The following is a 16,003-nucleotide window of genomic DNA, read 5'->3' on the forward strand; positions in this document are numbered from 1 at the left end:
ACTTTACACCCCTCATAGTTTTTCAAAATCTATGAGGTTTTTAGTATTTTTTTTTTAATTATTTTGCTTTGTAAACCCTTACATAATCGATGTACATATTTTGTGGAAAAGAAGTTCCATCGGTAGGAAAGCCGACAAAATTTCCACCAACGGCAAGGTTTAGAATCAGGAAGAAAGGATGATTGTAAACCCATTCTCCGGAAACATCATTAGAGGTTACTCTTTGATAAAGATATCCGTCTACAAAAAAATCAATTTGATTTTCCTTCCATTCTACTCCAAAAACATGGAAATCCTGATCGAAACGAGCGTTTTGTAAACCATAAGGTTTGGTTTTAGCACTTCCTCCGGAATATCCCGGTCCGTGTAAAGATCCGTAGATTACATTTGGGGCATTTCCTTTTAATTCCATGATGTCAATTTCTCCACAATTAGGCCATGACACAGAATCAATATTGTCTCCCAACATCCAGAAAGCAGGCCAAATTCCGGGTCCATAAGGTGTTTTTATTCTTGCTTCTACTTTTCCATAGGCATGAGAAAAAAGAGTTTTGGTATTTATTCTTGCCGAAGTGAAGGCATTTCCGTTTTTTCTTGCGGTAATAACAAGGTTTCCGTTTCCGTCTAAAGAAATATTATTGGTAGAATTGGTATAAGACTGCAACTCCTGATTTCCCCAACCGTTATTTCCGTTCCCCAAATCAAACGCCCATTTTGTAGCATCGGGCAAACTTCCTGCTGTACCATTGAACTCATCACTCCAAACCATTTCAAAATTTCTTTCGGGCAAGGTTTGTACGGATTCTTCGTCACAGGAACTCATCGAAAATAAAAACGCAGAAACTGCAAGAAGCTTTAAAATTTTATTTTTATATAAATATTTCATAATTGTTCTTTTAAAATTTTAGTTGTGGAAATAAATATTATCAAAGAAAATATCTCCGTTTCCATCTACTTTGAATTGAATAATATTGCTAAGTACAACCGGTGAAAAAGCAGATAAAGGAATGTCTACACTTTTCCAGCCATTGGTATTCGTTCCTATTCCGGAAGGTACGGATAAAGAGTATGGAGTTTCCACCGGACCAGGACTAATTAGATAGAATTTCAAACTCGTAGAATTAGCTGTATAATAATCTATATGAATAAACCCATAAGAAGATACATTCAGAGGGCTTGCAAACTGAGTTCCCTGATAATTAAGTCCTGCATATTTTAGTGTATTGTTTCCTGCAATTGGAAGCTGAGATACTACAGTTGATTGTTGCCAATACGGATTAAAATCTGTTCCCAAAACATTAGTATATGCATCGCTAAAAATTGAAAGAACGCTTGCCGCAGTATGAGTTGGTGTAGGTGCAGCTGCTGTTGGTGTTGCAGGAATTATACTTCCATCATTATAATAATAGATATTGTCTGCATAGAAGTTAGAGATGTTAGTTCCTACGAAAACAATTTGTCCGATGTGAGCTTTTGTACTAAGTCCTGCAAACTGCGAAAGTTTTATGTCAAAACTTTTCCAGGTTTGGGAAGCTAATGATGTTCCAGCAATGGTATATTCTCCTGTTTTGTCATCACCTCCTCCATAAGCACCATCTGCGCCAAAATCTACCACCTGAATTTTTAGATTAGATCCTGCTGCAATAGCATTAGGAAAATAAAAATCAAAATGTAAATTAGACATCAAACTCGCATTTATAGTAGGATTACTGGTCTGAATACCCACAAAATTGAAATTGGTATAGTTAAGAACATGATCGCTGCCTACCGTAAAATCTGCAGATTGTGTGGTTTGATAAGGTTGCCAATATCCATTGTAATAATCTACCGGAACATTGGTATAAGCATCGCTAAAAAGTGAAATTACTTTATCCGAAGGTTGTGTAGGTGTAGGAGCGTGTACAAAGTTACCGGAAGAATTAATAGTAAGGCTTCCTGTTGCGGTATTGTTTCCTAAAGTTGCGGTGATTACAGATGAACCTGCACCAACAGTAGCTACATTTCCAACTGTATCAACTGTGGCAACGGTGGCATTAGAAGATTTAAAATTAAAATAATACGGTGTAAGGTTAATAGCTTGTGTCGCTCCGTTTGGCATACTATAATTTGCCGTAAGACTGTCAATTTTATTATTAACTCCTACAAAAGAAGTGATGGTCTTGTCATTTCCATTAAGAATAGAAGCAGATTGGTAAGAAATAGTTCCTAGTTTTTCAAATTTCACTTCATCTATCCAAAACGTGTAGCCTTTGTTGTTTTCAGGACCTTCGGAATAGAAAAGCATTCCTTTTTCCATTTTTAATTTTGAAGGATCGGGAATTGGGATGATTACTTTTTTCCAATTGGTATTTACAGGAAGTGCAGAAATGGAAACCTGATATTTGTTTTCTCCAAAATCGTTTCCAAAGCCTATCACATCTATATTAGCAGACTGTGTAGCCTTGATCCAAAAAGTTAATGCATTATAATCGGATAAGTCTCTGCCTACAGACGTATAAAAACTTCCTCCAGCATAAGCTCCATTTGGGCTTCCGTAGTCCGGAACAGCAAATTTCATAGATTTTGTTCCTGCATATTTTACTTCTGCATCTACATCAAAGGCTTTTGGATCTGCTCCTCCAAATGCAGAATAATTAAGCCCGGAACTGAATGCATCAATAAAAACTTCCGGATTTTTGGAATATTCTGCAGATTCAAGTTCACTGATGTCTCTTTGGCAGCCTATTGTCATTAAAAGTGAAAAACCTAATAATGTCTTGGCGAATTTATGTTTGAATATATTTTTCATTTCGTATAAAAATTATTTACCAATATTGATTTGAATGTATGTTCTTATTTCCCATTCGTTTCCATCCGGGAATCCGATTGCTAAAGGATCTGGAACCCAATCTCCGGCTGCATCTACAGAATAAGTAGGGGCATAACGTGGAGAGTATTTGTTAAGAGTTCTATACGTTCCTCTAACACCTATTCTTGTTCCCGGAAGAATCCACCAATCCGGTTTTCCTATTTCGAGAGAAAGGTCTCCCATCAATTGCATCGGGTAGGTTTGGTTAAAATCTCGGTGATAATCATAAGGTCCCCAATCGTTTAATTTGAATCCGGTGATTAGTTTCATTTTTTTGTAAATGGTTCTTACATCTAACCCGAATCTTTCTATTTTACGGGAGTCGCTTCCGTTGGCTTGTCCTGTTCCTCCGTAAATATTAGCTATAACACCGAAATCGTGTGAAATTTTAGAAACAATTCTGGCATTGGCTTCCCAAAGATCCGTAGCTGGCGCTGCTCCCGGGAATGCAAATAATGATCTTCCGTCTCCCAAAATACCAATGGCAGCATCTTGCGTAGTTGGCAAATGTCTGTAAACAAAACCTGTACTGAATGCAAATGGAGCATCTTCTGTTCTATCACTATCCCAAGCGTACATCCACGTTGCAGGAGTTGGGTCGTAGGTAAATAGAATTTCTCCGGCAGTCTGTTCTCTGTTTGCTCTTACTACAAAAGGATCTTCCAGAATATTTCTTGGTCTTCCCGGTGCTGGTGCAGTGGTAGGAACTGGCCCTTCAATAGGTTTTTGCCAAAGGAAATTAGGGGCAATTTCTAAATTTCCGATTTTATAGGTAAAACCAGTAAGAAAATTATATTGGTTTCCACTTCCACTGTCTTTCAGTCTCCAACCTGTAAATGTTTGAGTATAATCTGCTCCTCCATTGGCTACCAATCCCATTACTGCTCCTTGTGCATACCAATTGAATTTTCCTCCGTTGTATGTGAATTTGGCTTTTCCTCCCCAGTTATCTTTATTGTTGACTTGATCTTGGTAAATATTTCCGTCTCTGTAGAGTTGGAAATCTCTTCCGTTAAGAGGCTGACCTGCCCAAATCCCTCCTAAATCAATAGCAAATTTGCCTAATTTTCTTTGAATGGCTAAAGTTGCTCTTCTGGTTTTAGGTTGTGGAACGGCAAATGAACTTTGCGAATCTCCTCTTTGATCTAAATCTTCGTGGAAAATTCCGGTAACATTAAATTTTCCTAAGTTTTTAGAATATTTTACTAAAAACGCAGGGTTTGCTCCCCACCAAAGTTCTGGTCCAAAGGCTACTTTCAGTCCATTGATCTCTTTTTTTCCTGTGAATTCAAATCCGAAAGGAGCTTCTCCGTTGTAGATATCCATGTTAGGACCATAATTGGCTTCCGGATATAATCCAAAAATATCGCCTTCATAACCCCAATGATAATGTCCTGTTCTGTAGAACCCATGAAGATCAAAATTTTTGTGATTCCAATTATAACTTGCGCTGTATACTTGTACCCTGTTAAGATCTCTCATTTCAGTAATTGTTCCGTCTGCATTCATCACTTTAATAGGTCTTCCTCTGTTTTCATAGAAAATCTGGTCGATAGGATTTTCTGCTACATTACCCAAAATATTAAAATTCACATTGGCTCTCATATTGGCAGTCGGATTTCCCTCAACTCCAATATAATATGATTGCATGTGATCAAAACCTTGTTTGTTAGGATATTTGGTATAAGCGTCTGATTTATCTTTTGGAGTTTCTGTAAGGCTTCCTCCTGTATTGAAGGTGGTAAAATCTGCTCTCAGTTGGCTGATTTTTATTAAATCACTGCTTTCACCTTTCAAAGCTGCTTTGTCTCCTCTTGCTCTGAGTTGTGCATCGGCAAGATTAACATTTCCGAAGTAAGACTGAACCGCATTTCCGGATTTAGCAGCGCTATTATTGTAAGGATTAAATTGATGAATTTCTTTTAAAGTATAGTATGCGCTTCTCGGATAGAGTTGATAATGACCTGAAGCATCGGTTTTTCCTTTGGCACAAATTCCGAACCATTCTTCATTCATATTGTTTTGTCCCTTCTTAAAGTCTTTGATATAACCACCATTACCCCATGAAGCATTGGAGTTGTGTACGTCCAAATCTTCGGTTTGCTTGTACTTCCACCAACCATCACTAAACTGGAAGGTAAAACCACCGATAGAATTTCCGGCTTTACCCATTCCGGCAGCATTTTCATAGATTTCTTGCCAATTTCCTTTCAAATAGTACGATTGTGCATCTTGATCTTCCTGTTGGGATAATTCGTTGAATGCATCAGCTCCAAATTCTGTAAAAAGAACCGGTTTTCCGCATTCTTTTTTTACCCTGTCGAACAAGTCGGTGAAAGAAACACCACGATAAGAATTGATACCAAGAATATCTACATCTTTACATTCTTCATTAATAATGTTGAGAAAAAGCAAATCTCCATTACATATTGCAACAGGAACCGAACCGTCTAAAGATTTCATGGTTTTTGCTGCTTCATTCATCAACTGATACATTGGTCTTCCACGTTTCTCACCGATGAATTTTTTTTGCTCTTCATCATCTGGAAAATCTTCGGTTTCCGCACCTTGCCAGAAAAGACCGTAATTATTTTCATTTCCAAGTAGATACAAAAGTAAGCCGGGTGTGTTTTTATATTGGGTAGCCAATTGTTTTGCTTCAGACATTAAAAGCTCTTGAGTTTTTTTGTCGTCATAATGTGTAATTGGTGTCCAAACTCCGTCAATGGTAAGTCCATATCTGCCGAAAGAGTGATTGAGCATGGTATAGATTCCATAATTTTCGTAGATATAGGTAATCCATTTTTTAGGAATACCTGAATATACTCTTATGGTATTCACTCCCATATTTTTCAACAACCCCATTTCATCATCCAATGCTTTTTGGATAAAATCATCGGGCTGATTCCAAAGTGAATAATTGTAATTGGTACCTACAGGGAAATAATCCCAGTTCATTCCATTAACCATAAATGGCTTTTCATCTATCAGTAGCTTTTGTCCGTCATTATTATTTACCACTTTCACAGTTTGTGTTTGGGCAAAAATTAGTTGGCTAAGTACAAAAACAGAAAGGATGTATAATCTTTTCATATAGTATTATGTTGTTTTTATTTTAGTTTTATTAGGTAGGTACATATGTGCTGTTGCTAAAGATAATATCATTATGAGATAATACACAATTATTGTGTATATACATTTGATATACATATTTTTTAGGAATTAAATAATTGATTATTAATTATTTATAAAAAATGGTTTTTTGAAAATAAAAATAAATGGTAATAAATTTTAAAGGATTTTTGAATTTAGATGCCAATAGGAAATACCAAAAATTTAGACGAATTGAGTAAAATTTATGAATTACATAAAATTTCTTGAGTAAAGCATAACATATATTATCAAAAGTAAATGTCGATATTGTAAAGGGTAATTTTGCATCAGAAAAACTGTTATTTTTAGATGCTTTTTATTTATGAATTGGAGTTCAATTTCCATTATATATCCATCATTTTAAAATAAAATTTGACATATACTATTTTATGTATGATCTGTTTTTAAGGCAAAATACAAGGATTGTATAATATGAGCTGTTAAAATTATTTTGGGTGCTTATTTCCGCAATAGGGATGGAAGCGGTTATCCTTTTGCTTTTGCTAAGGGAAATGGGATGGCAAAGCAAAAGATATGAACGGACAGCCCGACCCGAGCGACGGGATAAGCCGGGTAAAGGGGATTGCCAAAAAAATTAAAAAATTGGAAGGTTTGAAAAGAGATTTCAAAAAAAACCTCATAGATTTTTTAAAGTCTATGAGGTTTGAATTTAAAATTAATGATCGTGCTTGTCTTCCGCAGTACACAATCCTATAATGGTGTGGAAAGTATCGTGGATTTCACTTAAAGATTGGGTAATGTCTTTGTCAGAGGCTTTTTTCTTGATTTTTTTCTCCAAATTTTGACTTCCTTTTACCAGATTGTCAAGAGATTCTTTAACGCCAGATTTGTTAAATTCTGCCGGAATGGAAGAAGATTGAAGGGTTTTGGCTTTGGTAACCATTTCTCCAATTCTTGTTTTGATGGGTTGTAGATTTCCTTCTTCACTTGGATGAAACGTTTGTGACATTACGCCGTGAAAATCTTTCAGAGCTTGCCAATCGTCAAAACGTCCTTTAGTTGCGGCTTCATATCTTCGGCTTACTTCTTTCCAATTGAGGACATTCCAGATCGCGGTGAGATAATCTGCTCTTTTGTTTTGGTATTTAAGATAATACGCGTGTTCCCAAACATCAATTCCTAAAATAGGTGTTCCTTTTACTTCTGCAACATCCATCAACGGATTATCCTGATTGGCAGTGGAAGTAATGGCTAATTTTTTTTCCGGCGTTACTACCAACCAAGCCCAACCTGAACCGAACCGATCTGCACCTGCTTTGCTCACTTTTTCTTTAAAGGTTTCCAAATTTCCAAAACTTTCGTTGATGGCTTTTGCTAGTTTTTCGGAAGGTTGCGTGTTTTTTTCGGGTGTAAGCATCGTCCAAAACAACTCGTGGTTGTAATGTCCACCTGCATTATTTCTTATTACAGACGTTTCTTTGGAAATATGTGAAAGAATTTTTTCTATACTTTCTTTTTCCATTGGTGTTCCAGCAATGGCTTTATTCAGGTTATTGACATATCCTGCTGCATGTTTGGAGTAATGGATTTCCATAGTTTGAGCATCAATAGAGCCTTCTAGTGCATTGTAAGCATAGGGTAGTGGTGTTTGCGTAAACTGTGCCGATACAAACTGTGCAGTCATCAGTACACTTGCTGCGGCTAATGTGAATATTTTCATGTTTTTTATGTTGATTATTATTTTAAAAGTTTTTGAATGTCTTCTATTAATTTTTCTCTGTCGGGATGATATTTTCCATGTAGATTTGGAGTTTTGCCTTCCGCATCTTCATAATTCAGTCCTGAATAATAAAGAATAGGCATATTGTTATCATCAAATCTTGACCGCAAATTACCTTCTTTATCCACCAAAGCAATCATCCCACTATGATTGAGACTTTCTGCATCGTCTTCTTTATCGCCTACATAGATATTAAATTCATTGGCTAATTTACCAATATAATCTCTATTTCCGGTAAGAAAATGCCAGTTAGGAGAAGTAGCTCCTACCTTTTTTGCATGGGTTTTCAAAATTTCGGAAGTATCGTGTGAAGGATCGATGGAAATGGAAATGATTCCAAAATCGGGACTTTTGATTTCATCCTGAATGTATTTCATATTTTTATTCATCACCGGACAAATCGTAGGACAACGGCTGTAAAAAAACTCCACCAGATAGACTTTTCCCAGCATATCTTTATCGGTGATTTTTTCCCCGTTTTGGTCTATTAATTCAAAATCCGGAATCTTCATCACTGTATAAAGATTTTTTTGGAAATAGGACATTCCTAATCCTATCCCTAAAAAAAGGATGCTAAAAATAACTAAAGGTATAATGATTTTATTTTTAGAAGAGCTTTGTTTCTTCTTATTTTTGAGCATATTTTTCTGGATTTTTCTGGAATTCTGTTTTGCAATGATCACTGCAAAATCCGTATGTTTTATTTTTGTATAGTACGGTATCTTCTAGAAATTCGGCAGTTTTCATTTGGCAGATAGGATCTTCCGTATTTACTACTTTTATATTTTTTAAATTGGTTTCAGGTTTCATTTTTTTTATCTGCTTTACTTTTGGTGTTTCTTGTTTACAAGATAATGTGGATACTGATAAAAGTATCATTAAAAGATAGGTTTTCATTTCAAAAATTTGATTTAATTAAATAATAAATGATGTCTTCTGTAGAAAGAAAGCTATAAATACGGAGTCAAAAAATTAAATCAGAGGTGGATGAAAAACAGATAAATCTAAAGAGAAGTTATAGAATAATGCTAAGTAGGAATTTAGCTTTGAATTATTGACTGCATCACAAGAAAAATCAGAAAAAATAAAAATATCTTTTATGATAAAAGAATCGGAAAATCCGGATTTGTTCATTTTTTGGTTTTCTTGTTTTGGAAAATTTTCGGAAGTTTTTGCCATTTCTTTGGCGAGATAGCATTTTCCGTTGCACATCAGTTGCGGCTTTTTTCTGTTTTCGCAAAGATTTTTTACAATAAAGTTATAATTTGAAGCATAATCTATCAAAGGCAAAACCGGACGCAATGCAATGGTAAGAATAATGAATATGGAAAAAATAAATTTCAAATATCTACTTTACACAACAAAGATAATGAGTTTAGGTGATTTTGATCGGTGATATATGTCATAAGTGATAATAATGATGTTTGTTGAAAATCATTTTTTCTTACAAAGAAAAATCCTGCAAAAAATGCAGGATTTTATCAAATAGTTCTATCAATACTTTTTACGGTTTCCAGAAAGCCCATACTTTTCCATTGAAAATGCAGAGTTGGTCTTTTACGGTATCATAGACCATCATTCCGGCTGCCGGATTTTTGATATTAAGGTGCGGAGACGCCACTTTTGGTAATATCATCGCTTTGTCGGTATCACCTAACACCAAAATACCGGGAGTAGTATCGGTTGAGGGATTTCCTCCGATTAACGTTTTGGCCGACGTTTTCTCGGTTGCAGAATCCTGAAGAGTGGTATCGACCACACCTGTAGTATCTACAGAGGTTGTTCCGATGGTGGTATTTTCATTTTTTGATAACGCTACCCAAGTGGAGTTATTCCTGTATTTAAAGATTTTATCATTGGTATCGAATATTATGGTTCCTGCAACAACATCTGTTACGGATGCTGCGCTGGTTACCCAAGGAACGATCACCCCCCTGTTACTTGATGAAAACTCTAATGAAACCGAAGAGTTGGTTACGGCTGTCGGATTACTTCCAATAACGATCTGAGCTTTGCTGTAGAAAACTGTAAGCAAAATACCCAATGCAATATATTTTTTCATTGTTTCTTGTATTAATTAATAGATTAGTCCGGACAAGCCTGTGTTGTAAAGCAGCTCCACACAGTACCGGTGTAGATTTTCAGACAGTTGTTGGTCGTATCATACACCATCATTCCTTTTACAAAATTTGTGGTAGGAATACCATCCGGATTCCCTCCTGTAAAGCTGACTCTGTTTACCACAAACCCTTTGGTTTTAGCTTCTAAAGTCATCCATGCTCCTTTTCTTACCATTGGCCAGTTTCCATTATCTGCTCCTGCTCTTCCTAAGGATGTAATTCCAAACGGAGTTGAAAGTTCTGAACCATCGGTAACTATTATTGGGTTTTTGTAGCAATAGGTAGGCGTAGTAACGCTCACTACATCTAATTTAGAAGCGATACAATTTGTAGTTCCTGTGTAGCGTACATAAACAGTATAAGTTCCAGCAGCAAGATTGGTAAAATTTGTGGAAGATTGCCAACTGGTTCCATTTATACTATACTCGTAAACACTGCCTACTGGAGAATTAACCGTAATAGTACCTAAAGTTGAGCCATTTACATTAGTAACCGTTGTAGTTGGTGCGTTTGGTGGAGATAGTTGAAAACTAATATCATCCAATGCTAAATCGTTACCATTTCCACCAATAGCATTGTTTTGAATAACGAGATCAATATCTGTAGTAATTGCTACAAATGAAAGTGTGTATTGATTCCATACTCCGACTGAGGTAATATTTCCTGTAGCAGAAGTAGCTATATTCGCAAATGTAGAAGGGTTTACAACTTTAAAATTTACATTAGGACTTACAGTAGAGGAGCTTATACTTGCTACCCACACAGAGAAGCTATAAGTAGCCCCAACAATTAAGCCGGTAAAGCGACGACGGAAAAATTCGTTTTGGTCATAAGAGGCATTAACTACCATCATCTGACCCGTACCATTGTTAGATGTATGATCGAACATTGTGGTAGCCCAAGAAGCAAATTCAGGGTTAGTTCGGGTAATTACCTTATAATATCCGTCTGCTGCCGGTGTAGAATTTCCAATATAATGGTAGCTGGTTTGCCCTGTAAGAGCAGCACCATAGGCTCCCGTAGAGCCTGTTCCAAAATTTTCGGTATAGGATACTGAACAATTGGTTGTCATTGCAAAAGGATTGGCGATATTGCCATTAGAAAAAATAGCATGCACAGTCTCACTGGCAGTCACTACAATAGAAGCAGATTGACTAATTAAATTAGACGTAGAATTACTAGTAGGATCATAAAGTAAAATATCTTGAAGACTCCATCCAGAAGGAACTGCTTCACTTATTGTGTAGGTTCCTGGTGTAACAGCAAGCATTATAGAATTACCATTAGTAGGGCTGGTACGTACTCTTTCGTCATCTATCCACCAAACGGTACTTCCGTCCAATGAACGAGAGAAAATATTACCATAAGGAGGGGCAATAGAAAGGTTTCCAGAGGCAATCATCCACATTTGTCCACCGATACCTCCAGTAATGTTAAGACCTCCTCTTCCGGTAACTTCTGCAGAACCCCAAGTGGTGCCACTTGTCCATTTGTATACAAAGACAGCAGCTGACGGTGTAGAATAAGACGAATAAATATTACCTAAATTATCCACTGCAATATCTAAAGCAGAACCTGAAGTACTAGCTGGGCTGCCCAATGAAGTTGATACTCCAGCGCTTGTTACATTATAAACTAAATTATCACTTCTGGAAACCAGAATATTTCCTGTAGATGGATTTCCATCAATATATACATTGGTAGTTGAAGTGCCAATCTGAGACCAAGTCGTACCAGATCCGCTATAACGATAGATTCTTCCACCGGCGATACAATAAGGCTGGTTACCCCAAGTACTCCCTATGTCTGTGGCTGAAGAACCTCCAAGGTTTGCACTGGTAGCGATGGTAGTAATAGTGGAACCATCGTAATACAATACATTACCTGTTGAAGTGACAATATAAGCTGTATTTCCAGCACCTCCATCTATTCTGGAGGCATTTGTAACAGGTACAGCAGTCCAAGCGTTTGAGCCAAGATCTCTGTAATAAATAGTGTTAGTAGCACCTGTACCACCTACTGCATAAAGTCTTCCATTGGCAGATGATCCAATGTCTCTCATAGATAATTGAGTAGGGTTATCATTCAGTATAAAACTAGGTACAGATGTACTGCCACCTGTTACGTTAAAAGTGAAATTTATACTGGAAGACTCATCTAATGTTTTTTTGTGTACATAAATATACCCAGCAAGAGAAATACCAAAATTTGCATTGGTTACACTAGTATTAATAGTACCCAAAGGTAGAATGCTATTTGCAGTACCATCATTCCCCGCTCCCGAACCAAAATACTCGCCAGTACTCATCCAGCTCGTTGGTAAAGTTACGGCAGGAACAGAGGTTTGTCCTATGGTTGCTGCTACGGTAGTTACATATGCGGTATAGGAATTTCCCGGAGTGGCAGAAAATGTAAATTGACCAGATGATGGGACTGTAATAGTTTTGGCAACTTGTCCGTTAGTATTATCATACAATATAGCATAAAGTGTAGTACCAGCATTGGTTCCTGTACCATTTACCGTAGAGTCAGACAACCCATTCGTATCATTGTACACATTTCCACTTATATCAATGCTTAATACTGCGTTAGGACAGCTAGCTCCATCGTTATTAGAAGCAGGTGTAGAAGTAGAGATAGTGGTAGCACTTAAAGTTGAAATATTTACCTTATAAAAATTACCAGTATCGTTTCCAAAGACATATAAATTTGAATTGGAGTCTGCAAATGCAGAACCAAAAGAACTTGCTTCTGATGCTGAAAAACCAGTAATTTGAGAACCACTTGCAGATGCAGCACCAGTAAGCGGATTTAAAGTTATCAATCTTCTATTATTAGCTGCGTTCGATGGATTTCCTATTCCGTAAAATCTTCCTGCACTTGGTACGTATACAAGGTCATTCGAAAAAAGACCTCCACTTCCTCCTATCAAAATAGTAGTGCCATAAGGAGCAGTACTATCCAGAACGAAACCATTGGTTGGATCAACCAGTTGTAGATAAGTACTTCTACTCGGATTGATGTCCACAACGTAATAACTACTACCACTTATAGTTCCAAAAACCATATATCCTCCTGGTATTAAACCTCCCCAAGTATAATTAACGCCATTAGGTAAGTTTGTAATGGTATATTCTTCGGCAAGTCCATTAGAGCCTATTTTAATCAATTTATTAGTATTGTTAACCGTTCCCCAAAGATAATTATCAACATCATTATAAACTAAACTGTTAATTTGTTGAGTCAATGTAAATAAAATGGTTCTAATACCAGTATTAATATTGTAAGAATAAAGACTTGAAGGAGAACTAGAATCTCCCGCAGACTGATATGCAATACCGGATTGACAAGTGAATGGTTGCGATGTTTCTCGACAAGACGAAGGTAGAGCTGTAATTGCAGTTGGGGCAGTATACGACGCACACGCCGGAACATTAAAAGTGGTTGAACCCGCACCAAAAGTATAATTCACAGCAGGAATATAACTTGCTTGTGGAAGTTGTACGGAATTACCGGTTCCGGAGAATGCAAAAGTGCCACCAGACCTAACAAAATCACTTCCCAATACATTGTTGCTTGTCCCTTTGGTATTATCACAAAAACGAACACCTCCCGTCATATTTACAGTACCTGCTGTACCAAATATTGCCCCTCCATTTCTTGTAGAAGCGCAAGTATTTTTAGCAAAAGCAGTGTTGGAAATACTATTAGTAGTTGCTTCTAAATATAATGCACTACCGTCACCTCCGGTAACAGAATTTTCATAGAAAGTAGAATTGGAAATACTAAGAGATCCGGCTGCGGCTACTTGTCTAATAGCACCACCATGGCTACTTGTAGATGTACAAATATTTGAGTTTTTATAAAATTCACAATTAGAAATGCTTAAAGAAGTGCTTGCGGTGTAAATAGCGCCACCACCATCTAGACCTCCGGTTTGATTATCGTGAAATTTACTTCCGCTAATGCTTACATTGTTACCTGTTGATACAAAAATAGCTCCGCCTCCTGCAGATTGACCCGTTAATGCAGGGGGGATGTTAGTATTGGCTTTAAATATACAGTTGGTTATTGTAAAATTAGTAACCGAGGTAAGGTATAAAGCAGAACCATAAGAAGATGCTCTATTAGTAAGATTTTCATAGAAGGTACAATTATCTACGAGATTATTTTGTGAAGTAGAAAAATATAATGCACCTCCATTGGTGTATGCAAAATTTTGGTTGAAGGTAGAGTTCTTCACAATATTATTATCAGAAGAGGTAATATAAGCTGCTCCTCCTTCTGCAGTTGTTCCGAAATTACACATTGTTACCCCATCAAGTGTCCATGCATCCGATGAAGTAATATACACCGCTCCTCCGTTAGTTGCAGCGGCTGTAATAGTAGGGGAAGAACGGGAGAAAGAACAGCTTTGTATTAGTCTTTTTCCGTTGTTGGTTACGTTTCCTCCTACAGAAGTTATATAAATTCCTCCTCCTGAAGTAGCTACGGTATTGTCTTTGAAGGTACAATTTTTAAAGTTAAAAGTATCATTTGCATCGTTATCAAACGTAGTAAGATAGATCATCCCGTTTGCTGTTGAAGAATTTCTGAAAAATGTACAATCTTCGATATTCAAGGTATAAGTTGCGGTAGAAGTACCATCAATATAAACAATGGTACCATTTCCTGTTTTACTATTATTGGAAAAATAAATTCCTTTTAAAGTAAACGAGGTATTAGGAGCGGTTGTCTTATTAAAAAAGCCTCGGCTAGATTCCGAAAAAATAGTAACATTAGCAGTAGGATTATAACCGGAAAGATCCGTTCCAGTAGCATTTGCAGGAAACCCTCCTTGTATAAAATGCGAAGCTAAGGTAAGATTCATAGGAGTTCCCGCAGCAGTTCCCCAAGAATTGTAAGTACCCGCTGCTACATATACATTGTCCCCGTTATTAAAGGCAGTTATAATGGCAGCAGAACCTCCAGCCGCATTATCCCAACTGGATCCGTTTCCGCTACCTGTGGCATTTTGTTTTACGTAATAGTTTGCCGCAAAAGCAAAACTATTTACAAGCAAAATCATTAGGGGTAGGAGTGGTCTCACTGTATTTTTAATTGATGCTGTTAGCAAAAGCAATAAAGTTGCTTTTAGTTTTTTATAGTTAATAAATATTGATTCCATTTTATATTTTTAAAATTATTTTTTTTGAACAACAGCAAAGTGAAAAACCATTATCGAGTATTAAAGATTCCGAAAACCTGAAATTTTGTATTCTTGTGATTTTGTAAACCATTTTATATTGTTACAAAATGGATCTGTTGTTTGTTGGATGAAGATATTACTATCAAAAAAAGTTTATCAAACGTAATGATGTTTTAAAATTTACATTTTTTTGAATAAAAAATATCGTTTTATCCCATTGGTGGAGGTCGGGAAATATATTCCGAAGAAAATTTCCAGAAAGGGGTATGGGTATAAAGTGAGAAGTTGTCTTTACGGAGAGGTGTTAAAGAAAAAAAAATTTGCAATTTTAGTGCAATTGCATAGTATTGGAAAGTAGAACTCCCTAATCCGACAGAACAGTTACCTGTATATGCAAACCAAAAATCTTTGGAAGGTACATGTGGAAGATATGTTTTGGTTGTCTTAACCGGAGGATAATAAACAATCTTTTTAGTATTGCATATAAGTTTTTTCCTTTTTTGGCTTTTTAGGGTTTTATTAGCAATTTTTTTTGAAGAAAGATCTATAGATTTTTTTTTCTTATTTATCTCTGTATGAATAGTTGTATCTTCTGAATAAATTGTTGCATCTTCTGAAACATATATGACTTGATTTCTTGAGGAAATGTAACTTTTTTCAAGGGGTGCTTCGGCAGAAGCATTTGTTTCGTGTGCGTAAGATTGTTGAGAGAAGAAAAAAGTGGGGAAAAAGGCAAAAACAAAAAATGCTAAAAAAATTGGAGTTTTTTTCAATTTTTTCAATTTCTTCATATCTTTATTGTGACAATTTTTTCCCATCAATTATTACATAAATAGTTCATTTAATGCTTTATGTGTTTATCACTTTAAAATACTTTTTGAATTTTTCTATGATTGAACAAATGCAATTATGAAAAGAAAAACCTATCTCTAGATTTTTATTTTTTGTGGTGC

The 16,003-nt window shown here is 36.2% G+C and carries 9 protein-coding genes and 1 pseudogene; all 10 read right to left on the reverse strand.

The features are described from left to right. Positions 1-58 precede the first annotated feature (58 nt). Complete coding sequence (locus AC2A1C_RS08745) at positions 59-886, reverse strand: glycoside hydrolase family 16 protein (protein WP_484025326.1); 828 nt, start codon at positions 884-886, stop codon at positions 59-61. Between the two features lie 18 nt (positions 887-904). After that, positions 905-2,788, reverse strand: coding sequence for an Ig-like domain-containing protein (locus AC2A1C_RS08750; protein WP_484025327.1), 1,884 nt, complete (start codon positions 2,786-2,788; stop codon positions 905-907). Between the two features lie 12 nt (positions 2,789-2,800). Then, complete coding sequence (locus tag AC2A1C_RS08755; RefSeq protein ID WP_484025328.1) at positions 2,801-5,941, reverse strand: glycoside hydrolase family 2 TIM barrel-domain containing protein; 3,141 nt, start codon at positions 5,939-5,941, stop codon at positions 2,801-2,803. Positions 5,942-7,022: 1,081 nt separating this feature from the next. Then, positions 7,023-7,682: pseudogene (locus tag AC2A1C_RS08760) on the reverse strand (superoxide dismutase); the annotation flags it as partial. Between the two features lie 17 nt (positions 7,683-7,699). Then, entirely contained in the window at positions 7,700-8,383 is a 684-nt protein-coding gene (locus tag AC2A1C_RS08765; protein ID WP_484025329.1) for an SCO family protein, read from the reverse strand. Continuing rightward, complete coding sequence (locus AC2A1C_RS08770; RefSeq protein ID WP_484025330.1) at positions 8,370-8,639, reverse strand: YHS domain-containing protein; 270 nt, start codon at positions 8,637-8,639, stop codon at positions 8,370-8,372. Before AC2A1C_RS08770 ends, AC2A1C_RS08765 begins: the two co-directional genes overlap by 14 nt. A 75-nt stretch (positions 8,640-8,714) precedes the next feature. Continuing rightward, the gene (locus AC2A1C_RS08775) at positions 8,715-9,086 is read right to left on the reverse strand and encodes a hypothetical protein (protein ID WP_484025331.1); all 372 of its coding nucleotides are present in this window, start codon (positions 9,084-9,086) and stop codon (positions 8,715-8,717) included. A 160-nt stretch (positions 9,087-9,246) separates the two neighbouring features. After that, positions 9,247-9,804, reverse strand: a complete 558-nt coding sequence (locus tag AC2A1C_RS08780) for a hypothetical protein (protein WP_484025332.1) — start codon at positions 9,802-9,804, stop codon at positions 9,247-9,249. A 23-nt stretch (positions 9,805-9,827) separates the two neighbouring features. After that, positions 9,828-15,029, reverse strand: a complete 5,202-nt coding sequence (locus AC2A1C_RS08785; RefSeq protein ID WP_484025333.1) for a beta strand repeat-containing protein — start codon at positions 15,027-15,029, stop codon at positions 9,828-9,830. 230 nt (positions 15,030-15,259) lie between these two features. Continuing rightward, positions 15,260-15,841 (reverse strand): hypothetical protein, encoded by a 582-nt coding sequence (locus tag AC2A1C_RS08790; RefSeq protein ID WP_484025334.1) that lies wholly within the window; start codon positions 15,839-15,841, stop codon positions 15,260-15,262. Positions 15,842-16,003: the final 162 nt, after the last annotated feature.

It is taken from the genome of Chryseobacterium sp. HNCC26DJ241, from assembly GCF_057180505.1.